Annotated in this window: 23 protein-coding genes; 6 read left to right on the forward strand and 17 right to left on the reverse strand. The window is 72.1% G+C overall.

Translation table 11 applies throughout. From position 1 onward, the window contains the following. Positions 1 to 134 precede the first annotated feature (134 nt). Positions 135 to 713 carry a PPA1309 family protein gene (locus tag ACLB9X_RS16400; protein ID WP_410361085.1) on the forward strand — a complete coding sequence of 193 codons (579 nt, stop codon included), beginning with the start codon at positions 135 to 137 and terminating at the stop codon, positions 711 to 713. A gap of 225 nt (positions 714 to 938) precedes the next feature. Here the strand turns inward: ACLB9X_RS16400 and ACLB9X_RS16405 are convergent, their stop codons facing one another. The 4 genes from ACLB9X_RS16405 to ACLB9X_RS16420 form a co-directional block, all read right to left on the reverse strand. Beyond that, complete coding sequence (locus tag ACLB9X_RS16405; protein ID WP_410361086.1) at positions 939 to 2,027, reverse strand: PDZ domain-containing protein; 1,089 nt, start codon at positions 2,025 to 2,027, stop codon at positions 939 to 941. A gap of 85 nt (positions 2,028 to 2,112) precedes the next feature. Next, a complete protein-coding gene (locus tag ACLB9X_RS16410; RefSeq protein WP_410361087.1) occupies positions 2,113 to 2,289 on the reverse strand; it encodes a hypothetical protein in 177 nt (58 codons plus the stop codon). A 239-nt stretch (positions 2,290 to 2,528) separates the two neighbouring features. Beyond that, on the reverse strand, positions 2,529 to 2,990 hold the full coding sequence (locus tag ACLB9X_RS16415) for a molybdenum cofactor biosynthesis protein MoaE (RefSeq protein ID WP_410361088.1): 462 nt from the start codon (positions 2,988 to 2,990) through the stop codon (positions 2,529 to 2,531). Positions 2,991 to 3,167: 177 nt separating this feature from the next. Continuing rightward, positions 3,168 to 4,295 carry an SDR family oxidoreductase gene (locus ACLB9X_RS16420; RefSeq protein WP_410361089.1) on the reverse strand — a complete coding sequence of 376 codons (1,128 nt, stop codon included), beginning with the start codon at positions 4,293 to 4,295 and terminating at the stop codon, positions 3,168 to 3,170. Between the two features lie 216 nt (positions 4,296 to 4,511). Here ACLB9X_RS16420 and ACLB9X_RS16425 point away from each other — a divergent pair, with 216 nt between their 5' ends. Then, the gene (locus ACLB9X_RS16425; protein ID WP_410361090.1) at positions 4,512 to 5,984 is read left to right on the forward strand and encodes a zinc-dependent metalloprotease; all 1,473 of its coding nucleotides are present in this window, start codon (positions 4,512 to 4,514) and stop codon (positions 5,982 to 5,984) included. Beyond that, positions 5,981 to 6,514: an NUDIX hydrolase gene (locus ACLB9X_RS16430; RefSeq protein WP_410361091.1), complete on the forward strand. Its 534-nt coding sequence runs from the start codon at positions 5,981 to 5,983 to the stop codon at positions 6,512 to 6,514. Before ACLB9X_RS16425 ends, ACLB9X_RS16430 begins: the two co-directional genes overlap by 4 nt. Before the next feature lie 99 nt (positions 6,515 to 6,613). On the opposite strand, the gene ACLB9X_RS16435 is transcribed toward ACLB9X_RS16430, so the two are convergent. The 4 genes from ACLB9X_RS16435 to ACLB9X_RS16450 all read right to left on the reverse strand — a co-directional run bounded on the left by ACLB9X_RS16435 (position 6,614) and on the right by ACLB9X_RS16450 (position 10,525). Further along, positions 6,614 to 7,369, reverse strand: a complete 756-nt coding sequence (locus tag ACLB9X_RS16435; protein WP_410361092.1) for an AIM24 family protein — start codon at positions 7,367 to 7,369, stop codon at positions 6,614 to 6,616. Positions 7,370 to 7,388: 19 nt separating this feature from the next. Further along, positions 7,389 to 8,069 (reverse strand): AIM24 family protein, encoded by a 681-nt coding sequence (locus tag ACLB9X_RS16440; protein WP_410361093.1) that lies wholly within the window; start codon positions 8,067 to 8,069, stop codon positions 7,389 to 7,391. Between the two features lie 13 nt (positions 8,070 to 8,082). Further along, positions 8,083 to 9,729, reverse strand: a complete 1,647-nt coding sequence (locus tag ACLB9X_RS16445; RefSeq protein WP_410361094.1) for a TerD family protein — start codon at positions 9,727 to 9,729, stop codon at positions 8,083 to 8,085. 175 nt (positions 9,730 to 9,904) lie between these two features. Beyond that, on the reverse strand, positions 9,905 to 10,525 hold the full coding sequence (locus tag ACLB9X_RS16450; protein WP_410361095.1) for a M48 family metallopeptidase: 621 nt from the start codon (positions 10,523 to 10,525) through the stop codon (positions 9,905 to 9,907). A gap of 219 nt (positions 10,526 to 10,744) precedes the next feature. Here ACLB9X_RS16450 and ACLB9X_RS16455 point away from each other — a divergent pair, with 219 nt between their 5' ends. Then, complete coding sequence (locus tag ACLB9X_RS16455) at positions 10,745 to 11,890, forward strand: TOMM precursor leader peptide-binding protein (RefSeq protein WP_410361096.1); 1,146 nt, start codon at positions 10,745 to 10,747, stop codon at positions 11,888 to 11,890. A 64-nt stretch (positions 11,891 to 11,954) separates the two neighbouring features. Then, the gene (locus tag ACLB9X_RS16460; RefSeq protein WP_410361097.1) at positions 11,955 to 13,361 is read left to right on the forward strand and encodes an ABC1 kinase family protein; all 1,407 of its coding nucleotides are present in this window, start codon (positions 11,955 to 11,957) and stop codon (positions 13,359 to 13,361) included. A gap of 37 nt (positions 13,362 to 13,398) precedes the next feature. Here ACLB9X_RS16460 and ACLB9X_RS16465 read toward each other — a convergent pair whose 3' ends face one another. The 5 genes from ACLB9X_RS16465 to ACLB9X_RS16485 form a co-directional block, all read right to left on the reverse strand. Next, positions 13,399 to 13,614: a hypothetical protein gene (locus tag ACLB9X_RS16465; RefSeq protein WP_410361098.1), complete on the reverse strand. Its 216-nt coding sequence runs from the start codon at positions 13,612 to 13,614 to the stop codon at positions 13,399 to 13,401. 94 nt (positions 13,615 to 13,708) lie between these two features. Beyond that, on the reverse strand, positions 13,709 to 14,032 hold the full coding sequence (locus tag ACLB9X_RS16470; protein WP_410361099.1) for a hypothetical protein: 324 nt from the start codon (positions 14,030 to 14,032) through the stop codon (positions 13,709 to 13,711). Continuing rightward, positions 14,029 to 14,397, reverse strand: coding sequence for a WhiB family transcriptional regulator (locus ACLB9X_RS16475; protein ID WP_410361100.1), 369 nt, complete (start codon positions 14,395 to 14,397; stop codon positions 14,029 to 14,031). The genes ACLB9X_RS16470 and ACLB9X_RS16475 overlap by 4 nt, the downstream gene beginning before the upstream one ends. A 169-nt stretch (positions 14,398 to 14,566) precedes the next feature. Beyond that, a complete protein-coding gene (locus ACLB9X_RS16480; RefSeq protein ID WP_410361101.1) occupies positions 14,567 to 14,893 on the reverse strand; it encodes a hypothetical protein in 327 nt (108 codons plus the stop codon). A gap of 141 nt (positions 14,894 to 15,034) precedes the next feature. Further along, positions 15,035 to 17,173, reverse strand: coding sequence for an ATP-dependent DNA helicase UvrD2 (locus ACLB9X_RS16485; RefSeq protein WP_410361194.1), 2,139 nt, complete (start codon positions 17,171 to 17,173; stop codon positions 15,035 to 15,037). Between the two features lie 284 nt (positions 17,174 to 17,457). Here ACLB9X_RS16485 and ACLB9X_RS16490 point away from each other — a divergent pair, with 284 nt between their 5' ends. Next, entirely contained in the window at positions 17,458 to 17,700 is a 243-nt protein-coding gene (locus tag ACLB9X_RS16490) for a mycoredoxin (RefSeq protein WP_392323889.1), read from the forward strand. Positions 17,701 to 17,743: 43 nt separating this feature from the next. On the opposite strand, the gene nudC is transcribed toward ACLB9X_RS16490, so the two are convergent. The 4 genes from nudC to ACLB9X_RS16510 form a co-directional block, all read right to left on the reverse strand. Continuing rightward, positions 17,744 to 18,691 carry an NAD(+) diphosphatase gene (gene nudC / locus ACLB9X_RS16495; RefSeq protein WP_410361102.1) on the reverse strand — a complete coding sequence of 316 codons (948 nt, stop codon included), beginning with the start codon at positions 18,689 to 18,691 and terminating at the stop codon, positions 17,744 to 17,746. A gap of 38 nt (positions 18,692 to 18,729) precedes the next feature. Then, positions 18,730 to 20,127: a dipeptidase gene (locus ACLB9X_RS16500; protein ID WP_410361103.1), complete on the reverse strand. Its 1,398-nt coding sequence runs from the start codon at positions 20,125 to 20,127 to the stop codon at positions 18,730 to 18,732. Positions 20,128 to 20,137: 10 nt separating this feature from the next. Next, the gene (locus ACLB9X_RS16505) at positions 20,138 to 23,908 is read right to left on the reverse strand and encodes an ATP-dependent helicase (RefSeq protein ID WP_410361104.1); all 3,771 of its coding nucleotides are present in this window, start codon (positions 23,906 to 23,908) and stop codon (positions 20,138 to 20,140) included. A gap of 65 nt (positions 23,909 to 23,973) precedes the next feature. After that, entirely contained in the window at positions 23,974 to 24,966 is a 993-nt protein-coding gene (locus ACLB9X_RS16510) for a hypothetical protein (RefSeq protein WP_410361105.1), read from the reverse strand. Positions 24,967 to 25,019 lie beyond the last annotated feature (53 nt).

Here is a 25,019-nt window from a genome sequence, read left to right on the forward strand (position 1 = left end):
GAAAGCCAACGTGCGCACCTCGAAGTTCGCGGTCGTGTGAATCGGGCCCCGCGATCGTAGAGCCCCACTGATGCAACTTACTGAGGCTTTACCTAGTTCCCGCCGCGGGGCAGGAAGGAGGCAGGATATTGACCATGTCCAACGCTTCTTCCCCCGCCCCCGACAACCAGCCCCCTTCGGGCCCGATCGCCGCGAGCCCGCTCACCCGCGCCGTGCTCGAGATCGACGAGTACTCCGCCACGCTCGGCTGGGACCAGCCGGCCCGGCTCTTCGCCCTGGTCGACACCGCCCAGCTGCGTTCCCAGGAGCCGGGTCTGGCCGCCCAGCTCGGCCTCGACGAGGGCGACGCGGCCGCCCCGCTCACCCCGATCGAGCAGGACGAGATCCCGGCCGGCACCCCGCTCGACGAGTTCCTCGGCACGATCGCCTGGCCCGACGCGGTCGTCGGCTGCGCGCTGACGGTGGAGCGCCTGATGCTGCCGCCGTCCGCCGAGGCCTCCGTCCCGGACGGCCTCGACGAGGCGGCCCTGACCACCTGGGTCGCCTCCCACCCGGACCGCCAGGAGGTCCGCATGACGGTGGCCGTGCTCCGCGACGGGGCGCGGGAGTCGGCCCTGCGCCTGCGCGAGAAGGACTCGCCGAACGAGGTGCTGACGGGCGGCGGCCTGGTGCCGGGCCTCGCGGAGGCCCTGGCGGCGACGTTCGAGGACTGATCCGAGCCCGACGGGCCGGACGCGGCGAGGGCGCCGTGTGTCCCGCCCCGCCGACGGCTGCCGTCTGCAGGGCGGGCGCTGTCTGCCCGGGTGGCCGCCGTCCGCCGGGGCGGGGCGGCCGCCGGGCTCAGCCCGCCTCGCCAGTGGCCGCCGTCTCGCGGGCGGACCGCGGTCAGCCCGGGTGGCCGCCGTCTGCCGGGGCGGGGCGGCCGGCGTCTGCCGGGCTCAGCCCTTCGTGCAGCTCGGCAGGTCCTCGGTGTCGCCTGAGCGGATCTTCGCCAGGGACTTCGTCGCGTCGGCCATCGTGTCGACCTTGACCAGCGTCAGGCCGTCCGGGATGTCCGAGGCGGCGGAGGCGCAGTTGCCTGCGGGGGTCATGAAGAACTCGGCGCCGGCCTTGCGCGCGCCGACGAGCTTCATCTCGATGCCGCCGATCGGTCCGACCTTGCCGTCTTCGTCGATCGTGCCGGTCCCGGCGACGAACTTCCCACCGGTGAGGTCTTCCTCGGTCAGCTTGTCGACGATGCCGAGGGCGAACATCAGACCGGCGCTCGGGCCGCCGACATCGGCGAGGTTGATGTCGATGGTGAACGGGAAGGTGTGGTCGGGACCGGCCTGGATACCGACGATCGCGCGGTTGTCGTCCTGGGCCTTCACCGCGGTGATCGTGACCTTCCGGGTGGCCTGGGGCTCCTTGCCCGCCTTCTCGGCAGCGGCGGCGGCCTTGGCGGGGACGACGGTGAAGACGACGTCCTCGCCCGGCTTGTGCTTCACGACCTGCTCGGCGACGTCCCCGGGATCCTTGATCTCGGTGCCGTCCACCGCGCGGATGACGTCGCCGGCATGCAGCCTGCCCTCCGAGGGGGAGCCCTTGACGACGCTGGCGACCACCACCCGCGACGCCACCGGGATCTTCAGCTCCCTCAGCGCCGCCACCTTGGCGCTCTCCTGGGACTGGCTGAACTCCTCGGCGTTCTCCTGCGTCGACTGCTCCTCGGTCTTCCCGTCGGGGTAGAGGGTGTCGTGCGGCACCACCACGTTGTCGTGGGCCAGCCACCCGTAGAGGGCCTCCACGAGGCTCATCTCGTAGTCCGCCCCGGTCACCCTGACGGTCGTCATGTTGAGGTGCCCGGTGGTCGGGAACGTCTTGCGGCCGGAAATCTTGAGTACCGGCTCGCCGTCGGCGGCGCCCAGGGTGTTCACCGTCGGGCCGGGCGACATCTCCGCGTACGGGACCTTGAAGAAGACGCCTGCGCAGAGCAGCGCGATGAAGACGAGGGTGGAGGCGAGCATCGTCGCAGTGCGGCGTGGCATGGAACGACAGTACGGGACGAGCCTGTGCGAGGACGGCCGGGGCCGGTCCGCACGAGGGCCTTCCGGCACCTGCGCCCGCTCGGGATCACTGTCGGACGGCATCCGTACCGGAGGCGGCCTTCTCCATCGCGTCACGGAAGCGCGCGTACCCGGCGAGCTCGGCGATGTCCCCGGTCGTGCGGTTCCGCTGGGCCCAGCCGGCCCATATCGCCGCACCGACAGCAGTGAACAGCGGAATCAGCAACCAGGCCAGAACTGCCATCGCGACCTCCCTACCCCATGAGCGAACGCCTGAGTGATCAGCAGATTAGCCATCTGTGAGATCAACGCTCACGGCAGGGGTGCGGTTACGCAAATCGGGGCGGATGAGGGCCGACGGGTTTCACCGGAGGAAGCGCACTGACGGCTTGTCAGGGAAGCGGCGCCGGGACTGCACCGGCGCTCAGCAGGCTCCCCCCTCCCCCTGCCTTCGGCGGGGACGCCCAGCCCTGCGCCTGGAGCTCAACAGGCTCCGACCCACTCCTCGGTGCCGTCCGAGAACTTCTGGTGCTTCCAGATCGGCACCTCGTGCTTGAGGTCGTCGATCAGCCTCCGGCAGGCCTCGAACGCCTCCCCGCGATGCGGGCACGAAACCGCGACCACCACGGCGAGATCCCCTACCGCCAGGTCACCCACACGGTGGACGGCGGCGAGCGCCCTGACCGGGTACTCGGCGGCCACCTTCTCGGCGATGCGGCGCATCTCCGCCTCCGCCGTCGGATGGCAGGAGTAACCCAGCGTGTCGACATCGGCGCCGCCGTCGTGGTTGCGCACGGTGCCGACGAACAGCGCGGTGCCGCCCGCGGCGTCGTCGCCCACGGCCGCGAAGACCTCGTCGACGGAGAGCGGGGTGTCACGGATCGCGAGCAGCCGGATGGGGTCCTGCGCCGCCTGCTCGCCGGGGTGGTCGTACGTGCGTGCCATGGGGCCATCGTGCCGCACGGCACCGACAGCGCGGAATAGCCCTTGGCACGGTTCGGCCCCGAACGGGCTTGGAGTCTCCTACAGGGGCGCGGCCTTCCGCACAGGTCCTTGCGGCCTGGGCCTCCTCTTTCGGATCGTGCCGGGCGCGCGTGCCCCGGCACCGCAAAGGAGGAGGACCTAGATCCTTCGGCGTGCCTTGCGGGCTCGTCGCACCAGCGCCGCCGTGCCCAGCAGCGCGACCGTCGCGCCCGCGGCGCCGGCGGCCGTGGCGTCCTTGCGGCCGAGGCGGCGGCCCGCGACGGTGTGCCGGCCCTCGACCTCCTCCAGCAGGGCGGCCAGCACCTCCTCGTTCGTCCACCCCGGACGCCAGCCCGCGTCGTGCAGCCGGCTCACGCTCACCACCCAGGGGTGCATCGTGTACGCGAGGTCGCCCGCGGGGGAGGGCGTGAGGCCGATGCGGTGCAGCCGGGCGGCCGCGCCCAGGGCCACCGCCGAGGGCAGTTCCATCCGGCGGATGCCGCTGAGCTCCTCGACCTCCTCCTGCTCCAGCCATCCGTCGCAGCCGACGGCGAGCTCCCCCTCGACCTTCTCCAGCGCCGCGTACTCCAGAGCGCTCACCAGGTCCTCGACATGGCAGAACTGCCAGGCCGGCCGGGATCCGGCCACCACGAGCAACCGGGGCGACTCGAAGTAGCGGGTCAGCGCGGTGTCCGTGCCGCCGACGAGAACGGCCGGCCTGACCACGGTGACGTTCAGCCCCGGATGGGCGCGGGGCGCGCGGCGGCCGAGGCGTTCGATCTCCAGCAGGTCGCCGACGCCGGTCGCCTCGGCGGTCGCGCGCAGCTCGGCGTCCTCGGAGAGCGGGATGTCGTTGTCGGGCAGCGCCCCGTAGACCATCGCGGAGGTGCACAGGACGACCCGGTGGACACCGGCCGCCGCGGCGGCGGTGAGGACCGTCTGCGTGCCGCGCACGTTGTACGCGGTACGGGCGGCCGTGTCGGTCTCCAGGTCGAGGTCCAGCGCGAGGTGCACCACCACGTCGGCGCCCCGCAGCTTCTCCGCGATCGCCGGATCACGGACGTCGAGCACGTGCCAGTGCGCCTCGGGGACCTCGCCGCGGCGCTCGTCGATCGCGATGACCTGTTTGATGTCGTCGGACGCGGCAAGGCGCCTGGTGAGCAGCGCGCCGACGCCCGTGGCGGCACCGGTGACGGCCACGACGGGGCCACGCCCCTCGGGCACGCGGCCGGCGGCCGCGGTTGAGTGGTTTCGCGCTGCGCGAACCTGCGGATCTGGGGAACTCACCAGGCGTCTCCAGCGGTTGTCTTCAATACGCAAGCGAATGACGCATACGCACCAGGTGGCGTCCATCCTGCCGCAGGCCACGTGCCGGCGGGGCACCGAGCCCGCAAGCGGCCCGGATGTCGAAGCCGCACGGCCCCCCGGCCGCATAGGCTGGGTGGTGTTGTCGGGCAGTCGCCGCCGGCAAAGAGCCGGCGGCCCTACGAGCCGAGGAAACCCGTGAGTGACACCCCATTCGGATTCGGCCTTCCGCCGGAGGAGCCGGAGAACGGCGACGAGGGCAAGAAGAGGAATCCCGCCGGAGGTGGCCAGGGCTCCGGCGGATCCCCGTCCAACCCCTTCGGCTTCGGCTTCGGCGAGGGCGGCGGGGACAACCCCTTCGCCGCCATGTTCGGCTCGCTGAACCCCAACGATCTCGGCGCGGCGTTCCAGCAGCTCGGCCAGATGCTGAGCTACGAGGGCGGCCCGGTGAACTGGGACATGGCCAAGCAGATCGCCCGCCAGACGGTCTCCCAGGGCACGCCGGACGGCGTCAAGGACGCGAGCGTCGGCCCGGTGGACCGCACCGCGGTCGAGGAGGCCGTGCGGCTGGCCGACCTGTGGCTGGACGGTGCGACCTCGCTGCCGTCGGGCGCGAGCACGGCCGTGGCGTGGAGCCGCGCGGAGTGGGTGGAGGCGACCCTTCCGGCGTGGCAGCAGCTCGTCGACCCGGTCGCCGAGCGCGTCGGCCTCGCCATGGGCGACGTGCTGCCCGAGGAGATGCAGGCCATGGCGGGCCCGCTGATCGGCATGATGCGCTCCATGGGCGGGGCGATGTTCGGGCAGCAGATCGGGCAGGCGGTCGGCGTCCTGGCCGGCGAGGTGGTCGGCTCGACCGACATCGGCCTGCCGCTGGGCCCGGCCGGCAAGGCCGCGCTCCTCCCGCTGAACGTGGACGCCCTCGGCAAGGACCTGGGCGTGCCCAGGGAGGAGGTGCGGCTGTACCTGGCGCTGCGCGAAGCGGCCCACCAGAGGCTCTTCGCCCATGTGCCGTGGCTGCGCTCGCACCTGTTCGGAGCGGTCGAGGGGTACGCCCGCGGAATCAAGGTGGACACGTCCAGGCTGGAGGACGTGGTCGGCCAGTTCGACCCCTCGCACCCCGAGCAGTTGCAGGAGGCGCTGCAGCAGGGCATGTTCCAGCCCGAGGACACCCCGGAGCAGAAGGCGGCCCTGGCCCGGCTGGAGACGGCGCTCGCGCTGGTCGAGGGCTGGGTCGATGCGGTGGTCCACGAGGCCGCCTCGTCCCGGCTCACGTCCGCGAGCGCCCTGCGCGAGACGCTGCGCAGGCGGCGCGCGTCCGGCGGCCCGGCGGAGCAGACGTTCGCGACCCTGATCGGTCTGCAGCTGCGTCCGCGCAGGCTGCGGGACGCCGCGCGGCTGTGGGCCTCCCTGACGGACGCCCGCGGTGTCGACGGGCGTGACGCCCTGTGGGAGCACCCGGACATGCTGCCGACCGCCACCGACCTGGACGACCCGGACGGCTTCGTGCACCGCGAGCAGCTGGACTTCTCCGAGCTGGACAGGATGCTCGGCGAGGCCGCCGGCGGCACGTCGCCGGACCTCGGCAAGCCGGACGCCGCCAAGGGCAGGCCGGGAGAGTCCGGCGAGAAGCCCGAGGGTCCGGCCGGCGGCGAGGACGACACCGACAAGTGAGCCTCCACGACGACGCCGTCCTCGTGCTCAAGGGCTACGGGGCCCACGAGGACGGCCAGGCCGCGCTGCGGCAGACGTATCTGGACCATCTGGCGGCGCATCCGGACGGGATGTGGAAATCCTGCGAGGCCGGGCATCTCACCGCGAGCGCCCTGGTCGTCGACCCGGAGCGCGGGCGGGTGCTGCTGACGCTGCACCGGAAGCTCGGCATGTGGCTGCAGATGGGCGGCCACTGCGAGCCCCAGGACACGACCCTGGCCGCGGCGGCGCTGCGCGAGGCCACGGAGGAGTCCGGGATCCCGGGGCTGTCCCTGCTGCCCGGCGGCCCGGTCACCCTGGACCGGCACGCGATCCCCGCGCCGTGCCACTGGCACCTGGACGTGCAGTACGCGGCACTGGCCCCGGCCGGTTCCGCCCCCGCGATCAGCGAGGAGTCACTGGATCTGCGCTGGTTCGCCTACGACGAGGTGGCGGGTGTCGCCGACGCCTCCGTCGTACGGCTTCTGGAGCGCACGCGGGCGGCCCTGTAGCGCCCATGGTGCCGCAGCACCCCTGGGCAAGGGGCGGTCGGCTCGGGGTCTCCCCGCCGAAGGCAGGGGGACGGCGACCGCCCCTTGCGTGGGTACGCGTCAGTTCCAGGCGTTGTTCTGGTTCTGCGCGTGGGAGCCGTGCTGGCCCACGCCGTACTGGGCCCGCAGGCCCTGTCCGAGGTCCGCGTTCTGCGGGGGCATGACCTCGCTGGGCTGGACGAGGGCGAAGCCCTGCCCCAGGAAGCTCAACTCCCAGCCCTCTCCCGTGTTGCCGCGGCGGCGGCGCACGTTCGAGGAGTGCGTCTGGGCCTGCATCTGCACGCGCAGCGCGGAGGACCAGGCCACGATGGCGTCGGCGTCCACGTTCACGTACTTGTCCGGCGTCACCTGCATCATCAGGGGCTGCCCGGACGTCATCAGCGCGACCTTGCCCCGGCCGGAGATGTTGAGCTGGTACTTGCCGGATCCGGAGATGCCGTACTGGCTGTCCACCGCGATGACCTCGGTGTGCAGCGTCGAGTCGAGCGCCAGCACATAGGCGCTGTCGACGGTCATGCCCTCCTGGTCCACGTCGACGACGTGGACGTACTGGGCGAGATTGGCGAAGTAGACGGTGCCCTGGCCCGAGCAGCGCATCAGGTCGAGGCCCTCACCGGTGTTGGCGCGGGCCCTGCGCTGGCTGCTCGTCTGGTACTCGCCGTCGAAGTCGACCAGCCCCTGGTAGGCGACCATCGCGCCCTTGCGGGCGAGGATGTCGTCCTGTCCGGTCAGAGTGACCCGCAGCAGCTGCGGGTTCTGTACGACGTAGCGGTCCTGGGACTGCTGCTCGGCGTAGCCGAAAAGCGGACTCTGCATGGTGTGTTCTCGCTCCCCCTCAGCCCCGGATCCGCAGGCGGTCGGTGCTGTCCTCACTCGGCTGTACGACGACGATGCCCTGGCCCGAGAAGGCCATCTGGTACGCCTCTCCGCTGCCCCGCCCGATCAGCGAGGAGGCCTTGAAGCTGCGCTTGCCCTTCACCTTGAGGTTCGGGGACCAGGCGACGAGGGCGTCCGGGTCGACGTACGTCTCGTCCTCGCCGCGGCCGCAGTCGACGACGATGGGTGTGCCGCGGGAGGTGAGGGCGACCCAGCCGGTGCCGGCGACCTCCACGTTCCACAGGCCCTGGCCGGCGAACTTGGCAAGGCCCTTGACCTTCTCGACGCCCCACTGGAGATGGGCGTCGAAGGCCAGGAGGTTGGTGCCGTTGACCGAGATGGAGTCGTTGTCGAGGTTGATGACGACGACGTCGGCGCCGTAGTCGGCGAGGTAGAGCAGCCCGTCGCCGGAGCACTTCATGATCGGCGCGCCTTCGCCGGTCACCCACTGGGAGGCGATCTGGCGGACGGCGGGCGGGTTGGGCTCGTACTGGACGAAGCCCTCGTAGGCGACCATCGAGCCGGTGCGTGCGTACAGGTCCTGGCCGGTGGCCATGGCGACCTTGAGCATGGTGCGGCCGTGGTTCTCCATCCGGGCCGTGACGGGGGTCGGGGCGAAGCCCGCGAGTTGCTGGTTCATGATCCGGGCTCCCTCAGACCTCGTAGGGCTGGACGACGATGAAGTTGCCGGGGGCGCCCCGGAACTGGAGGTTCACGGTCTCGCCGCTGTGTCCCGGGTAGGCGTTGCGGCGCAGCCGGACCTGGCTGGAGAGGATGACCTGCGAGGCCGCCGACCAGGCGATGACCGCGTTGCTGTCGGCGAACGTCGTGGGCGTGACCGGCAGGACGACGGGGACGCCCTGTGTCTTGACGACGACGGTGCCGGTGCCGTGGAACATCATGGTGAACAGCGCGCCGCCGGGGATGCCGTGCCCCTCGATGCGCCGGACCTCGTGCTGCAGCGACTCGTCGAAGGCGAGCACGTTCTCGGCGGAGACGCAGATGCCGTCGCCCTGCAGCTCGATGGAGTGCAGGTGTGCGCCGTTCTCCGCGAGGAAGACCTGGCCACGTCCGCTGCAGCGCATCAGCTGCATCTCCTGGCCCGTGGCGTTGCCGACGATCCGGCCGGCGAACCCGGCGCCCTTGTAGCTGAAGTCGACCTTGCCCTGGTACATGACCATGCTGCCCTGACGGGCCAGCACCGGTGTACCGCCCATGGTCAGGTCGACCCGCATCATCTGTTGGTTCTGCGGGGTCCAGCGCTGCCCGGTGGGCGTCTCGCGGTAGGGCTGGAGGGCCGACTGCAGGCCGGCGCCGGTCTGCGGCACACCCTGGGGGACTCCCTGCGGCGCGCCCTGCGGCATGCCGGGCTGCTGGCCGTACGGGCCGCGGGCGGGCTGGCCGTACGGCATTCCGGGCGGCGGGGCCTGGCCGGGCACCTGCCCCGGCATCTGGCCGGGGACCTGGCCGTACTGCGGCTGCTGAGGCGGCTGCGGCTGGCCGTACGGGGACGGCGCGGGCGGCGGCACGGTGCCGGCGGGAGGTGCCATGGGGGCCGCCATGGTCGGGGCGGCGTGCACCTGCGGGCCCGGCGCGGGGACCTGTGGGGCCGGAGCCGGGGCCGCGGGAGCGCCGAAGCCGGGGGCGGGAGCGGGGGCCTGCGGGGCCTGGGGAGCCTGCGGGGCACCGAAGGCGGGCGCGGGCGCGGCAGGTGCCGCGGGCGGCGCGAACGAGGGCGCGGCGGCCTGCGGCTGCTGCGCGGCGGGCTCCTCCTCGGCGACCTCTCCGCCGAAGTTCTTCAGCAGCGCCTCGAGGCCGCCGTCGAAGCCCTGCCCGACGGCGGCGAACCGCCACACGTCCTTGAGGTAGAAGTCGCCCAGCATCACCGCGCGTTCGGTGCTGAACTCGGAGCCGGTGAAGGCATACCTGACGACCTCTTCGCCGCCCGCGACGATCCGGATGTAACCGGGGCCGATCTGCGACATCTGCCCCGCGCCGTCGATCGTGGCGGTGAAGGACAGCTTGTGGATGCTCGCCGGGATGCGGTCCAGAGTGACGCGGAACGACTCGGTGTCACCGGCCTGCGCACCGAGAAGCTGAATGGACTCCTCGGGCGACTTCGGCTGGTTGAAGAAGATGAAGTACCGGTCGTCGGAGAGTTGCTCGTTCGCATCGAGGCCGAAGCAGCTGATGTCGAAGGTCAGTCCAGGAGCAGCGATCTGCACGCCTACGTACAGATCCGTTCCCGCCGTCAGATCACTGATCTTGGCCTTGTGGCCCCGTTGGAATTCCCTGGCCATGCGTAACGACCGTCCCCCATCCCGAATGTACGAATGCGTCGCGCCAGGCTATCCGCTTCGGGCGACATGGACCCAGGCCGGTACACATTCGGTACAGGACCGTCGACACCTGGTCCACAACGGGCCGTTGACGCCGCACATTGCACCGGGTCGCCACTGCGCGCCCGGGCGGCGCTCACTCCTCGCGCGCGCCGGGCACGTGCGGCAGCCGGCCTGCGGCGACCACGCCTTCGAGGTAGCCGCGGGCCCGCTCGGTACGGGGATAGGCCTCCAGCAGCCGCCAGAAGCGCGGCCCGTGCCCGGGCACCAGCAGGTGGGCGAGCTCGTGGACGAGCACGTAGTCGACGACGTACTCGGGCATGGCCTGCAGCCGATGCGAGAGCCGGATGCTGCCCTCGGCCGGAGTGCACGAGCCCCAACGGGTGTTCTGATTCGTCACCCACCGCACCGATGCGGGCTTTGCCTGTCCGTCGAAGTACTGCTCCGACAACCGCTCGGCACGCTCGTGGAGTTCACGGTCGCCGAGGACGCGCTTGCTCTCCTGCGCCGCGAGCTTGTCCAGCATGACGTCGACCCACCGGCGCTCCTCGGCCTCGGACATCCGGGCGGGGATCAGCACGATGGTGCGGTCGCCCTCGCGGTAGGCGGAGACCGTTCTGCTGCGCCGGGCGCTCCGGCGGACCTCGACCGCGCTCGTGGCGGGCCCGCGGTGCGGGTGACGACCGGCGTTTCGCGTGGTTCCCGCGCCGCGCGCTGTGTTCTCCCCGGTGAGTCGAGGGGACGGGTCGACGGGCACGCCCCGACGTTACCCGCTGTCAGTACGGGAAGTCCCGCCCAGGGGACGGTTCGCCCTTGATCCACTCCATGGCTGCACGGTTTGAACGACTAATGCCCCGCACCTGTGGACAACTTTTCACACGCCTCGGCACGGACGGGCATTCTGACAGCGGTCCGAAGAGTCCGAACACGGTCCGAAGAAGAAGACCATGAATTCGACGGGGGAACGGGGACGGAAATGCATCCGATGATGAAGCCTGCCCTGCGGCGGGCATGGCGCGACCGCCAGTCCGTGCAGGTCGGAGTGACATCCGCGCACGCGGTGACGGTGGGGCCGCTGGACACCGCGACCGGCTCGCTGATCGACCTGCTGGACGGCACCCGGGGGCTGGATCTCCTGCGCGCCGAGGCGCGCACGAGGGGGCTGTCGGACGGGCGGGCCGACGCGCTGGTCGGCCGGCTGGCGGCCGCGGGGCTCCTGGACGACCCGAAAGCCGGCGGGCCGGCCGCTGACTCGCTGCGCAGGAGGCCGGACGCCGTCGACCGGCTGCGTCCGGACCTGGCGTCGCTGTCCGTGGTCCACCGCGAGCCGGGCGGCGCGATGCGGAGGCTGGCGGCGCGGCGGGCCATACGGGTCCAGGTGCGCGGCGCCGGACGCGTCGGCGCCCTGGTCGCCGCGACGCTGTCGGCGGCGGGAGTGGGGCGGGTCGAGGTGCTCGACGGCGGGTTCGCCGAGCCGGGGGACGTGACGCCCGGCGGGTTGACCGCCGAGGACGTCGGGCAGCGGCGGGACGCGGCGGCCCGGCGTCTGGTCCGCCGCTCGGCGCCCGACCGCGCTCCGCGCAGGGCGGAGGTGGCGGAGCCGGGCGGCGGCGAGCCCGCGCTCTGTCTCGTCGTGGTGGCCCCGCGCGACGGGCTCGGCGCCTACGCACCGGACCCGTTGCCCGCCGAGGACTGGATCACCACCGGGATTCCCCATCTCTACGCGGGTGTTGTGGAGGCGACGGGTGTGGTCGGGCCGCTGGTGCTGCCCGGGAGCACGGCCTGCGCCGCCTGTCTGGAGCGGGACCGGGCCGAACGCGATCCGGCCCGGTCGATACTGCTCGCGCAGTGGCGTTCTGGGCGCCGCAGGGCGGTGCCTGCGGCCTGTGACGCCACGCTGGCCACGGCGGTCGCCGGGCTCGCCGCGTGCCACGCGCTGTCCTTCCTCGACGGTGACCTGCCGTCGAGCGCCGACGCCCGCTGGGAGGTGTCGCTGCCGTCCGTGCAGTGGCGGTCCGAGCGGATCGCGCCCCACGCCGACTGCCCGTGCGGTGCCGGGGGCAGGACTGAGAGGAGAGACACCTCGGGGATCGGTCCGACGCACGAGACAATGGCTCGGTAACCGCCGTCAACGGCGCAGTGCCGTAAGGCAGCTGCGGCATGCCGGCTGGGATTTGGAGGGGCGTATGTCTGATCTTCCCCGGAAGGCGGTCACTCGTACCGCGAAGTTGGCCGCGCTGCCGCTGGGTTTCGCCGGCCGGGCCACGTGGGGGCTCGGCAAGCGGATCGGCGGCAAGTCCGCGGAGATCGTGGCCCGTGAGCTGCAACAGCGCACGGCGGAGCAGCTGTTCAAGGTGCTCGGCGAGCTGAAGGGGGGCGCGATGAAGTTCGGGCAGGCGATGTCCGTCTTCGAATCCGCCCTGCCCGAGGAGGTCGCCGGCCCCTACCGCGCGGCACTCACCAAGCTGCAGGACGCCGCTCCCCCGATGCCGACGCGCACCGTCCACGCCGTGCTCGCCGAGCGGATGGGCGAGGAGTGGCGCGAGTTCTTCCTGAGCTTCGAGGACAAGCCCTCGGCCGCCGCCTCCATCGGCCAGGTGCACCGGGCCGTATGGCACGACGGACGCGAGGTCGCGGTCAAGGTGCAGTACCCGGGCGCGGGTGAGGCCCTGTTGTCGGACCTGACCCAGCTGAGCCGCTTCGCCAAGCTCCTGGGCCCCCTCGTCCCGGGGATGGACATCAAGCCCCTCATCGCCGAACTGCGCGACCGGGTCTCGGAGGAGCTGGACTACGAGCTGGAGGCGCAGGCGCAGCGCGAGCACGCTGCGGAGTTCGCCGGCGATCCCGATGTGGTCGTGCCGGACGTCGTCCACCAGTGCGACCACGTACTGGTGACGGAGTGGATCGACGGCATACCGCTGGCCGACGTGATCGCCGACGGCACAGCTGAGCAGCGCGACCGCGCAGGCCAGCTGCTCTCCCGGTTCCTCTTCTCCGGCCCCGCCCGCACGGGACTTCTGCACGCCGACCCCCACCCGGGCAACTTCCGGCTCCTTCCGGGCGAGGACGGCGAGCCTCTGCGGCTCGGCGTGCTGGACTTCGGCACGGTGGACCGGCTGCCGGGCGGGCTCCCGCACACCATCGGCGAATGTCTGCGGATGACGCTGGCAGGCGAGGCCGAGGCCGTCTACCGGATGCTGTGCGAGGAGGGCTTCGTCAAGGAGACGATCGACCTCGACCCGGAAGCGGTCCTGGAGTACCTGCTGCCGATCATCGAGCCCGCGGAGGCGGAGGAGTTCACCTTCACGCGCGGCTGGATGCGTGCGCAGGCGGCGCGGATCGCCGACATCCGCTCTCCGGCACACCAGTTGGGCAAGCAGCTCAACCTGCCGCCCGCGTACCTGCTGATACACCGTGTGACATTGAGCACCATCGGCGTGCTCTGCCAGCTGAAAGCCTCCGTGCGGCTGCGGGAGGAACTGGAGGACTGGCTGCCAGGGTTCCTCGATCCGGAGGAGGAGGGCGACATCCGCGAGGCGGTCGAGGAGCTGGAGGGACCCGGCGAGGGTGCGGCGCTGGAGGCGCAGGGCTGACCCACAGGACGGGCGGGGCAGTCTCCGACGCGCGGCGTCACCACCAGGACGAGTCGAGCCTGCCCTCGATCGACCTGATGTTGGCCCGTGCGCAGTCCTCGCACAGGTAGAGGGGGACCCCGTTCTCCACGGAACAGGTCCAGGTGACCGGCGTCCCCTCGGCGGTCGCACCGCATCGGGAGCACACAGTGCTCTCCGCGCCCGGTGTCTGCGCGCCCTGCTCTCCGGGCTGCGGCGTCTTGTCCTGGTCCACCTCGCGACGATACCGCCGCCCCGGACGGCCCGCGCGGCAACGCACCGCGGGGGCCGGTCCGTTCGAACCGGCCCCCGCGGGGACAGCGTGTGCCTCAGTGCATGACGGCCATGGCCAGTGCGCGGCGGGCGCGCATCGACACGCGCTCGGCGCGGCGCTGCATCCGCCGGGCGGCGACCAGGCGCACGGCCTGGCGTTCCGCATCGGCTTCACGCCGGCGCTCATTCATATGCGCACGAGCCAGGGCTTCTGGGATGAGTTGCATTTCGCGGGTCCTGTTCTGACGCGAGGCGTTCGCGCCGATGGTGGTGACGGCTGGGGTGGCGGAGCCGGAGGGCTCGCTGGCGGAGGAGGTCATCGGGGCCTGCTTATGGGGATCGTGCGTGAGGGGTCGGTCGATGGTGCCTGCGGTGCTCATGCCGCGACCGGGTTCTTGCGCGGACGGCCACGCGGCCGCTTCCGGGCGACGACGACACCCTGGACGAAGAGCTCTCCGCCCCAGACACCCCACGGCTCACGCCGCTCCTTGGCGCCCGCGAGGCACGCCTCCATCAGCGGGCAGGTACGGCAGAGGGACTTGGCGTACTCGACGTCGGCCGGCGACTCGGCGAAGAAGACCTCCGGGTCGTAGGAACGGCAGGGGACCGGTACGCCGAGGTTCTCGATGGCGTCGTCGAGCGCGGACAGCGCGGTGAGGGGAGTCAAGGTGGAGTCCTCGGGAAGGGCGGGCGGGGAGATCGGCTGGGAAGGCGGTACGGACGGGGCGTGCGCTTCGAGTTGCACGGTGTCTTGTTCCTCGTCTGTCGTGCCGGCCGGTCGGCCGGTTGGCTGTTGGTACCGGGTACTTCTGGTCCCGAGGCCCCTTCGCTTTGTCATCCCGCTGGGGAAAACAGAAGGGCCGCGGATCCCGGGTGGGGTTCCGCGGCCCTGAAGGCGCCGGCCTGATGCTGGATCAGGCTGGATCACTCCAGGGTTCGAGCCCACGGAAGGCCCACTTCGAGTGGTGGTGCGTCGTCTGCTGCTGGGTCTCGGCACTGGCCGCCGCAAAGGCATAGGCCCGAGCCTCTGCCGCTGCTACTCCTGCTTCCAGTGCCTTGGTCGGTCGCTCATTGCGCTCCAGGACGGGCAGACCGCCCATGCCGGACACGGGAAGGACGGCGAAGTCGCCGGACATACCGGTGCCGATGAACGCCGAGGAGAAGCCGAGCGAGCAGGCGGAGGCGACCGAGCGATCGGTCATTTTGGCGGTGCTGATGAAGCTGGTCTTGATGCTGATCACTGGATTCGCCTCCTCTCGGCGTCTCGGGGACCGGGCGAGCCGGTCGCGGTATTCGGATAAGTACAGCACGAGGACAGGGCTTCAGAGAAGCCGCCGTTCTCGTGGTTAAGAACCTATGGGGATTGCCTGGGCGGGCGCAAACTATTTTTTCGACGAGTTCGCATCAATCTCCTCGTCGGCCCCCATCGGCTCCCCACCTGCGCAGATGGCCAGCACATCGGCACCGAAGCGCTCCAGCTTGCGGCCGCCGACCCCCGAGATGCCGGCCAACTCCCCCTCCGTTCCCGGCACCGCCTCGGCGATCGCCATCAGGGTCTTGTCGGTGAAGACGCAGTACGCCGGCTGGCCGAGGTCCTTGGCCCGGTCCGAGCGCCACTCGCGCAGCCGCTCGTACAGAGCCTCGTCCATGTCCGAGGGGCAGTCCTCACAGCGCATCAGCTTCATCTCACCGGCATCCGTGAGGGTCTTGCCGCAAACCCGGCACAACACCGGCCCACGCCGCTTGCGCTTGCCCCCACTCCCGCGCTCGACACCGCCCGCGCCTCCGGCCCCGCGGGCGCCGGGCGCGGCCGATCCGGGACGCAGTCCGTTCAGGAAACGGCTCGGGCGACGGGAGGCGCGGCCGCCCGGCGCACGGGACAGCGCCCAGGACAAGCACAGGTGGAGCCGGGCTCGGGTGACTCCCACATAGAGCAGCCGACGCTCCTCCTCGACCTGCTCGTCGGTCTTGGCGTAGGTGATCGGCATCATGCCCTCGGTGAGGCCGACCAGGAACACCGCGTCCCACTCCAGGCCCTTGGCCGAGTGCAGGGAGGCGAGCGTGACGCCCTGGACCGTCGGGGCGTGCTGCGCGGCGGCGCGCTCGTCGAGCTCGGCGACGAGATCCGCGAGCGTCGCGCCGGGCCTGGCGCGGGCGAAGTCCTCGGCGAGGCGGACCAGTGCCGCGAGGGACTCCCAGCGGTCGCGGACCGCGCCCGATCCGGCGGGCGGCTCGGTGGTCCAGCCCTTCGTGGAGAGCACGGCCCGGACCTGGGAGGGCAAGTCCTCGGCGTCGTCGAGCAAGGAGTCGTTGGCCCCCGCCCGGGCGGCGCCGCGCAGGGCGACCCCGGCCTCGCGGACCTCCTGGCGCTCGAAGAAGCGCTCCGCACCGCGCAGCTGGTACGGGACGCCCGCATCGGCCAGGGCCTGTTCGTAGACCTCGGACTGGGCGTTGATCCGGTAGAGGACGGCGATCTCGCCGGCCGGGACGCCGGCGGCGATCAGATCACGGATGCGGCGAGCCGTGCCCTCGGCCTCGGCGGGCTCGTCCCCGTACTCGACGTAGGCGGGCTCGGGACCGGAGTCGCGCTGCGAGACCAGCTCGAGGCGGTGCTCGGCTGCGCGGCCGCGCGCCTGGCCCAGCAGTCCGTTGGCCAGGTGGACGACCTGGGGGGTGGAGCGGTAGTCGCGGACGAGTTTGACCACGGTCGCGTCGGGGTGGCGGGTGCGGAAGTTCAGCAGGTGGTCCGGGGTGGCGCCGGTGAACGAGTAGATCGTCTGGCTGGCGTCGCCGACCACGCACAGGCTGTCCCGGTCCCCGAGCCACAGCTCCAGCAGGCGCTGCTGGAGCGGGCTGACGTCCTGGTACTCGTCGACCACGAAGTGCTGGTACTGGCGGCGGACCTGCTCGGCGATGTCGTGCCGGTCCTGGAGGATGCCGACCGTGAGCAGCAGCACGTCCTCGAAGTCGATGGCCGAGCGGTCGCGCTTGAGCTGCTCGTACATCGCATAGATCTGGCTGATTTCCGCCGGGTCGCGCGGAGCCTCCCGCAGGGCCTTGGCGACCGCGGCCGGGTAGTCGGCCGGCACGGTCTGCGTGACCTTGGCCCACTCGATCTCGCTGGTCACGTCCCGCAGCTCGTTCCGGTCGAGGCGGACGCGGCAGCGGGCCGCGGCCTCGGCGACCAGCTGGATCTTGCGCTCCAGCAGCCGGGGCAGGTCGCCGCCCACGGCTTTCGGCCAGAAGTACTGCAGCTGACGCAGGGCCGCGGAGTGGAAGGTGCGGGCCTGGACGCCGCCGGCGCCGAGCTGGCGCAGCCGGCCCCGCATCTCGCCGGCCGCCCGGTTGGTGAACGTGACCGCGAGCACACTGGCGGGCTGCAATATCCCCGCGCGGACGCCGTACGCGATGCGGTGGGTGATCGCGCGCGTCTTGCCCGTGCCGGCACCGGCCAGCACGCACACCGGACCGTGCAGGGCGGTCGCCACCTCGCGCTGCTCGGGGTCGAGTCCGTCGAGCACCGCGTCGGCCGACTCGGGGACCTGCGGGAAGAGAGAGGAGTGCGTTGCTGCTGTCACCCCGCCATGCTGCCAGGTCCCAGGAGGCCGGTGCGGCGGTTGTCCACAGGGGCCCGGTATTCGTCGTACCGCACCCGCACCCGCACCCCCGGCACCCGCCCCCGCACCGCATCCCCACCCGCACCCCCGCCACCCGCCCATCCGCGGGTTCGGGAATCGCCGGGCCGGTCGCTTACGTTCTAGGGCGAGGTGAACACGCACCCGCGAGCTGAGGAGCACGAGAGACGATGCAGGGCACTGTGACGATGTACAGCACCACCTGGTGCGGATACTGCCGCCGCCTGAAGAGCCAGATGGACCGTGAGGGCATCGCGTACACCGAGGTCAACATCGAGCTCGACCCGGATTCGGCGGCCTTCGTCGAGAAGGCCAACGGCGGCAACCAGACCGTCCCGACCGTCCTCTTCCCGGACGGTTCCACGCTGACGAACCCGTCGCTTGCCCAGGTCAAGCAGAAGATCGGCGCCTAGCTCGTCCCCGTGCCCGGCCCCGCGCGACGCGAGGGCCGGAGCGTCAGAGAAGATCCCCGGGCCTGGGCAGCGGCTTGCCGTACCACAGCTCGATCAGGCGGGCCGCGATCGAGATCCCGTAGGGAGGCAGCACCTCCCCGCACTCGAACGCGGCCCGCAGGTCCTCCCGGGAGAACCAGCGCGCCTCGTGGATCTCCTCGCCGTCCACGGTGATCTCCGACGACGTCGCCTGCGCGGTGAAGCCGAGCATCAGGCTGGAGGGAAAGGGCCAGGGCTGGCTGGCGACGTACTGCACGTCACCGACGGTGACGCCCACCTCCTCGCGCACCTCGCGCCGCACCGACTGCTCGATCGACTCGCCGGGCTCCACGAAGCCCGCGAGCGTCGAGAAACGGCCCTCGGGCCAGTGCACCTGGCGGCCCAGCAGCGCGCGGTCCTCCTCGTCCGTGACGAGCATGATCACGGCGGGGTCGGTCCTGGGGTAGTGCTCGGCGCCGCACGCCGGGCAGCGGCGGATGTGGCCCGCCGCCGCGATGACCGTGCGTTCGCCGCAGCGTGAACAGAAGCGGTGCAGCCGCTGCCAGTTCTCCAGTGCCACCGCGTGCACCAGCAGCCCCGCGTCCCGCGGGCTGAGCAGCAGGCCTGCCTCGCGCAGTCCCGCGGGCCGGGCCGACTGGTCCATGCGGCCCGGCAGTGAGTCCTTCTGGAGAGCGAAGTAGCGCACCCCGTCCTCGTCCGTGCCGAGGAAGTAGCGGTGGGTCTCGGTGACCGGTGCCTCGAAGGCGGGCGTCATGACCAGCTCGGTGCGGCCGTCCGGTGTGTCGTCGATCAGCGCCTGGCCGCCGGAGACGACGAAGACCCGGGTCGTGGGGTGGCTCCATGCCGCAGCGAGCCACGCCTCGTCCAGACGGTTGTGCGCTTCGCGGTCGATGCCGCTCTGTGCGGTCAGGGCGATGGGGCGGTCTGCGGCGGCGTAGCTCTCGGTGCTCACGGTGTTCTTCCAACTCCCCCGGGGTGATCGGTGTCGGTTCAGCGAAGTGCGTCGGCCATGTCGCCCCACAGGTGGGCGGATGCTTCCACACCCTTGACGAGCAGGTCCAGCTCGACCTTCTCGTCGGGTGCGTGCCAGCCGTCGGACGGTACGGAGATGCCGAGGAACAGGACGGGGGCGCCGAGGACGTCCTGGAGGTCGGCGGCCGGGCCGGATCCTCCCTCGCGCGTGAAGCGGATCTTCTCGCCGTCGAAGGCGCGGCTCATGGACCGTACGACCGACCGCAGGGCCGGGTGGTCCAGCGGCGTCAGACACGGGCGGGTGGCGGCGCCGAAGACGATCTCGTGGCGGATCCCGGCGGGGACGCGGGCGGCGACCCAGTCGGTGACCGCCCGCTCGATCTTGTCCGGCTCCTGTCCGGCCACCAGCCGGAAGGACAGCTTCACGAACGCCGACGACGGGACGATCGTCTTGCCGCCGGCACCCTGGTAGCCGCCGCCGATGCCGTTGACCTCGGCGGTCGGGCGGGCCCAGATGCGCTCCAGCGTGGTGTACCCGGCCTCGCCGAGCGTCCCGTGGGACTTGGCGGTGCGCAGCCACGACTCCTCGTCGAACGGGAGCTCGGCGAACAGCTCCCGCTCGGCGTCGCCCAGGGGCGCGATGCCGTCGTAGAAGCCGGGGACGGTGACGCGCTCGTCCTCGTCGTGCAGGGCGGCGACGATACGGGCGGCGACCGTGGCCGGGTTGGGGACGGCGCCGCCGAACGAACCGGAGTGAATGTCCTGGTCGGGGCCGTACAGGGTGATCTCGCAGTCGGCGAGGCCGCGCATGCCGGTGCAGACGGTGGGCGTCGTCTCGGACCACATGCCGGTGTCGGAGACGATCACGGCGTCGGCCGCGAGGCGCTGCGCGTGCTCCTCGACGAGCGCACGGAAGTGCGGAGAGCCGGACTCCTCCTCGCCCTCGACGATGAGCTTGAGGTTGACGGCGGGTGCCGTGCGTCCGGTGGCGGCGAGGTGCGCGCGTACGCCGAGGGTGTGGAAGAACACCTGGCCCTTGTCGTCGGCGGCGCCCCGCGCGTACAGACGGCCGTCCTCGATCACCGGCTCGAACGGGTCGGTGCGCCAGCCGTCCTCGCGGGCCGCGGGCTGCACGTCGTGGTGACCGTAGACCAGCACCGTGGGCGCGTCCGGGTCGCTGGACGGCCACTCGGCGAACACCGCGGGGGCGCGGGGCGTCGGCCAGACCTCGGTGACGGGGAAGCCGGTCTCCGCGAGCATGGCCGCGAGCCACTCGGCGCTGCGCCGTACGTCGTCGTCGTGGTCGGGGTGTGCCGACACGGACGGGATCCGCAGCCACTCGACGAGGTCGTCGACGAAGGTGGTGCGGTGCTGCTCGATGTACGTACGGACGGCGTTGTCCGGGGTCGCGCTCATGCTCCTGAGCCTAACGGGCCACCGGCTCCGACTCGTCGGCCGTCCCACCCAGCAGGATGCGCTCCAGCCCGGCGCGGTCGGGGAGCGCTCCAGGCCGGACGACTTCTCCGCTGCGGACGAAGACGAACGCGGCGGCCACGGCGTCCGGCGGGACGCCCTGCTGCTCGGCCCAGGCGAGGCGGTAGACCGCGAGCTGGAGGGGGTCGGCGGTGCCGTCGCGGGCCGTCTTCCAGTCGACGATCTCGTAGGTGTGCTCCCCGGTGCGGTACACCGCGTCGATACGGCCCCGTACGACGCGGCCCGCGAGGGTGATCTGGAACGACGCCTCGACGCGGTACGGGGTGCGGCGGGCGTACTCGGTGCGGTCGAACGCGTCCTTGAGCGCGGCGAGGTCCTGCTCGTCGGCGATGTCGTGCCCGTCGGCGGCGGCTCCCGGGGCGCCCGGGGCCCCGGGGAGGTCGTCGGGGTCGAGCATGGGCAGCGGCAGTTCCTCGAACCGCGACTCCACCCAGGCGTGGAACCGGGTGCCGCGCCGCGCGGCGGGCTGCGGCGGCCGGGGCATGGGCCGCGCGAGGTCGCGGGCGAAGCCGTCGGGGTCGGCGGCGAGCCGCAGCAGCTGCGAGGCGGACAGGGACCGCGGCAGCAGGACGTCACGGGTGGCGGCGCGGGTGCGGCGGAGTTCGCCGGTGAGCGCGTGGAGGTCGCGGTCCCACGAGGCGATGGTGCGGGCGTCCTCGGGCGTGAGGTCCCCCGCCCCTCCGCTTCCCTCAACGGGGGGCAGGCCCCCGGTCCCCCGGCCCGACCGCTCGTCGAACGCGGGGCCCGGGGCCCCCACGCCCCGGGCCGCGCCCGCTTCGCGGCGCGAAGGTATGACGCCGCCCGCTCCGCCGGCCTCGCGGCGCGAGGCCGGCGCTGTGGCCTGCCCGCCGACCTCTTCCTGCGCGGGCGCGGTGGTGAGTGGTGGGGTGAGCTCGTCGGCCGTAGGCGGCGCGGTGATCGGCGCTGTGGGCTCGGCACGCCCCGGCGCCGCAGGGGCCGGTGCCGCGGGCCCGGGGCCCGTGGGCGGGGTGGGCAGCGGTTGCGTCGGCTCGACACGGGTGGGGTCGGCATGGGCCGGACCGGCGGCAGGGGGGCGCTCGGGGGATCGGTCCTGTTGGTGGGGGACGAGCGGGGGGACGTCCAGGTCGGCGTAGGGCGGCTCCTCCTCGTCGGCCGGGGGCTCCTCGGGCCAGTCCCAGTCGTCGGGCTCGTCGGCACCGGCCGGGTCGGCGGCAGGCGTGGGCGGTGCCGTCGCCAGGGACGCCATGTAGGTCAGCACGGTCTCCGCCGCCTCGCGCCGGCGGGACAGGGACGCCGGGTCGAGTGGCAGCGGCCAGGCGTGGTCCGCGTCCCCCGCCCGCAGCGCCGGGTTCTCCGCGTCCTCCTCGGGCTCCTCCGCCCAGACCTCGATCTCGCCGTGGCCCTGCGCGCAGTGGTCGTACAGCGCCTGGAGGAACGCCGAAGGCCCCCGGCGGCGCTTCTGGCTGGGCCCCCACCAGTGCGCCGAGCCGAGGAGGAGACTGCGGGGCCGGGTGAACGTCACGTACGCCAGGCGCAGTTCCTCCGTGTACTGGTGGTCCTTCATCGACTCCTTGAACGCCTTCAGGCCCCGCGCGTCCCACGAGCGCACGTCCGGGAGCGTGTCCGCGTCACCCCGCAGCGCATGCGGGAGCACCTTGGCCTGGGAGGTCCAGGACTCGCGCGCCTGGTCGTTCGGGAAGTGCTTGGCGACCAGGCCCGGAAGGGCGACGACGTCCCATTCGAGGCCCTTCGACTTGTGGGCCGTCAGCACCTTGACGGTGTTCTCGCCGCCGGGCAGGGCGTTGTCCAGGCCCTTCTCGTACTGCGCGGCGGTCCGCAGGAAGCCGAGGAACGCCAGCAGCGTCGCCTCGCCGTCCAGCGCCGCGAAACCGGCGGCGACGTCCATGAAGTTGGCGAGGGTCTCGCGCCGGCGGGCGGCGAGGGCGTGCGGGGAGGCGGACAGCTCGACCTCGAGTCCGGTGGCGGTCAGCACCCGGTGCAGGACGTCCATCAGCGGGTCGGCCAGCGACCGCCGCAGCTCGCGCAGCTCGGTGGCGAGACGGGCGAACCGCACCCGCGCGTCGGCCGAGAACGGCAGGCTGTCGTCCTCCCCGCCGCCCGGCTCCAGGAAGGTGTCCAGCGCGTCGGCCAGCGAGACGACCTCGGCCGGGTCGGTGCCCTCGACGGCCGCCTCGAGGCGCTGGTCGGGGTCGTCGTCGGCGCCGGTCCGGTGCACGAGCAGCCGCGCACGCCGGCCCAGCAGCGCCAGGTCGCGCGGCCCGATCCGCCAGCGCGGGCCGGTGAGGAGGCGTACGAGCGAGGCGTTGGCACCCGGGTCCTGAAGGACCTCGCACACGGCCACCAGGTCGGCGACCTCCGGCAGGTGCAGCAGCCCGGACAGGCCCACCACCTCGACGGGGACGTCACGCGCGACCAGTGCCGCCTGGATCTCGGGGAAGTCGGCGGCCGTACGGCACAGGACCGCGATCTCGCCGGGCTCCTTGCCGGTGCGCACCAGGTGGGCGATCGAGTCGGCGAGCCAGTCGATCTCCTCGGCGTGCGTGGACAGCAGGGCGCAGCGGACGATGCCGTCCCGCTCGGCGCCCGGCGCGGGCCGCAGCGCCTCCACGCCTTCGTGCATCGCGCGCAGCGGAGCCGCGAGGCCGTTGGCCAGGTGCAGCAGCCGGCCGCCGCTGCGGCGGTTCTCGCTGAGCGCGTAGCGGGCGGCGGGGCTGCCGTCGGGGAACGGGAAGTGGCGCGGGAAGTCGTCCAGGTTGGCCACGGACGCGCCGCGCCAGCCGTAGATCGCCTGGCACGGGTCGCCGACCGCGGTGACGGCGTGCCCCGTGCCCTGCCCGAAGAGACCGGACAGCAGCAGCCGCTGGGCCACCGACGTGTCCTGGTACTCGTCGAGCAGGACGACCCGGAACTCGTCCCGCAGGATCGTGCCGACCTCGGGTCTGGTCAGTGCCAGCTCGGCGGAGAGCGCGATCTGGTCGCCGAAGTCGAGCAGGTCGCGCTCGCGCTTGGCCGCCCGGTAACGAACGGTCAGATCGAGCAGCTCGCGGCGTGCCGCTGCCGCCTCGGGGACCTTGCGGAGGTCGGCGTTGCTCAGCTTCGTGGTCTCCAGGATGCCCAGCAGCTCGGTGTCGTACGCCGCGAGCTGCTCGGGGCGCACCAGATGCTCGGCCAGCTCGGCGTCGAGCGCTAGGACGTCGCTCACGAGCGAGGGGAAGGACCGGGTGAGCGCCGGATACGGTCCGGGTGCCTCGCGCAGCACCCGGGCGGCGAGCTGGTAGCGCGTGGCGTCGGCGAGGAGCCGCGCCGACGGTTCGAGTCCTATGCGCAGGCCGTGGTCGGTCAGCAGCTGTCCGGCGAAGGCGTGGTACGTCGAGATGCGGGGCTCGCCCGGAGGGTTGTCGGGGTCGATCGCGTCCGGGTCCGTCACGCCCGCCCGCACGAGCGCCGTCCGGACGCGCTCGGCGAGCTCGCCCGCCGCCTTGTTGGTGAACGTCAGACCGAGGACCTGCTCGGGGGCGACCTGGCCGGTGCCGACCAGCCACACCACACGCGCCGCCATCACCGTCGTCTTCCCCGAGCCGGCACCGGCCACGATGACCTGCGGGGCGGGCGGCGCGGTGATGCAGGCCGTCTGCTCCGGGGTGAAGGGAATGCCGAGGAGCTCCTTGAGCTGCTCGGGATCGGTGATGCGTGCGGTCACCTCAGAGAGGCTAATGGGGACCACTGACAGCGGTGGCCGCCACGGGCCGGGACGGGAGGCCGGGGTCAGGGCGTGGTCGCATCGCCGCCTTCGCCGGCGTCGGTCCCGTCGGCGTCGGCTCCCGTGTCGGTGTCGGTGCCGGTGTCCGGATCCGCTCCCCCACCGGCTTCGGCACCCGCCGCGCCCGGTCCCGCCGACTCGACATCCGCGCCGGTGCCCGTCCCCGTCCCCGTGCCGAACTGTGTGCCGCCGCCGAAATTCTCCAGGTCCACGACCTCGTCCGCGGGCGGCGCCGTGACCTTCACGGGCTTGTCGTAGTCCGAGAACGTCACCGTGCCCGGTTCGCCGCTGTCCGACCTGACGACCTTCAGGAGGTACGGCTTGCCCTCCCTCGCCACGTAGGCGGTCGTCGTCTCCCGGCCCTTCTTCTTCAGGAGGACCGCCACGGGTACACCGTCGATCTCGGTGTCCTCACCGCGTGTCAGGCGCGCACGCTTGGCCTTTTCCTCGTCCAGCCCGGCGAGCATCTCGTCGAGGTCGCACACGCCCCGCACGTCCGCGACGGCGCTCGTCGACATCTTGATCCAGCGGTTCTTCATCAGCTCGATCACGGTGTCGGTGTTGCCGCCGTCCGGCACGGCGGTGGCGCGGCTGCTCAACGAGGCGCGCCAGAACGTCTCGTCGCCCTTGATGTACAGCACCTCGCCGAGCCTGCGGAGGTCAGCGCTGCCGTTCTTGACGCCCAGTCGACCCGTGCAGTTGTTCTTCGCGTCCATCGTGAGGTCGACCGACACCCGTTCTCCCTCGGGCTCGATCTCGCCCTTCATGCGCAGTGACGAGGCCGCCCTCGTCGTCTCCACCGCCTTTTCGGCGACCTGCTCGGCACTCAGGCCCTCCAGGGGGTCACCCGTCGCACCGCTCGTCGTGGTCGCGGGCACCTGGCCCTGGCCCGCCGCGCTCTTGGCCTTGATGCCGCCGTCCTGGGAACAGCCCGCCAGTGCGGCGATCGCGCTCACGCACACGATCGCCGTGGTCAGGGACTTTCTCGTGGCCGCCATGTGTCGCTCCTCGAAGATCCGCCTGCCGCAGCCACTACCGGCTGCCATGGACC

Source organism: Streptomyces sp. 5K101, assembly GCF_046506645.1.
Taxonomy (GTDB): Bacteria; Actinomycetota; Actinomycetes; order Streptomycetales; family Streptomycetaceae; genus Streptomyces.

What these genes read in the sequence shown, in the direction of transcription:
- ACLB9X_RS16405 (WP_410361086.1), bottom strand. Translation starts at nt 2,027, where the DNA reads ATGCCACGCCGCACTGCGACGATGCTCGCCTCCACCCTCGTCTTCATC.
- ACLB9X_RS16440 (WP_410361093.1), bottom strand. Translation starts at nt 8,069, where the DNA reads ATGAACCAGCAACTCGCGGGCTTCGCCCCGACCCCCGTCACGGCCCGG.
- ACLB9X_RS16510 (WP_410361105.1), bottom strand. Translation starts at nt 24,966, where the DNA reads ATGGCGGCCACGAGAAAGTCCCTGACCACGGCGATCGTGTGCGTGAGC.
- ACLB9X_RS16455 (WP_410361096.1), top strand. Translation starts at nt 10,745, where the DNA reads ATGCATCCGATGATGAAGCCTGCCCTGCGGCGGGCATGGCGCGACCGC.
- ACLB9X_RS16460 (WP_410361097.1), top strand. Translation starts at nt 11,955, where the DNA reads ATGTCTGATCTTCCCCGGAAGGCGGTCACTCGTACCGCGAAGTTGGCC.
- ACLB9X_RS16445 (WP_410361094.1), bottom strand. Translation starts at nt 9,729, where the DNA reads ATGGCCAGGGAATTCCAACGGGGCCACAAGGCCAAGATCAGTGATCTG.
- ACLB9X_RS16410 (WP_410361087.1), bottom strand. Translation starts at nt 2,289, where the DNA reads ATGGCAGTTCTGGCCTGGTTGCTGATTCCGCTGTTCACTGCTGTCGGT.
- ACLB9X_RS16500 (WP_410361103.1), bottom strand. Translation starts at nt 20,127, where the DNA reads ATGAGCGCGACCCCGGACAACGCCGTCCGTACGTACATCGAGCAGCAC.
- ACLB9X_RS16490 (WP_392323889.1), top strand. Translation starts at nt 17,458, where the DNA reads ATGCAGGGCACTGTGACGATGTACAGCACCACCTGGTGCGGATACTGC.
- ACLB9X_RS16470 (WP_410361099.1), bottom strand. Translation starts at nt 14,032, where the DNA reads ATGAGCACCGCAGGCACCATCGACCGACCCCTCACGCACGATCCCCAT.
- ACLB9X_RS16435 (WP_410361092.1), bottom strand. Translation starts at nt 7,369, where the DNA reads ATGCAGAGTCCGCTTTTCGGCTACGCCGAGCAGCAGTCCCAGGACCGC.
- ACLB9X_RS16400 (WP_410361085.1), top strand. Translation starts at nt 135, where the DNA reads ATGTCCAACGCTTCTTCCCCCGCCCCCGACAACCAGCCCCCTTCGGGC.
- ACLB9X_RS16415 (WP_410361088.1), bottom strand. Translation starts at nt 2,990, where the DNA reads ATGGCACGCACGTACGACCACCCCGGCGAGCAGGCGGCGCAGGACCCC.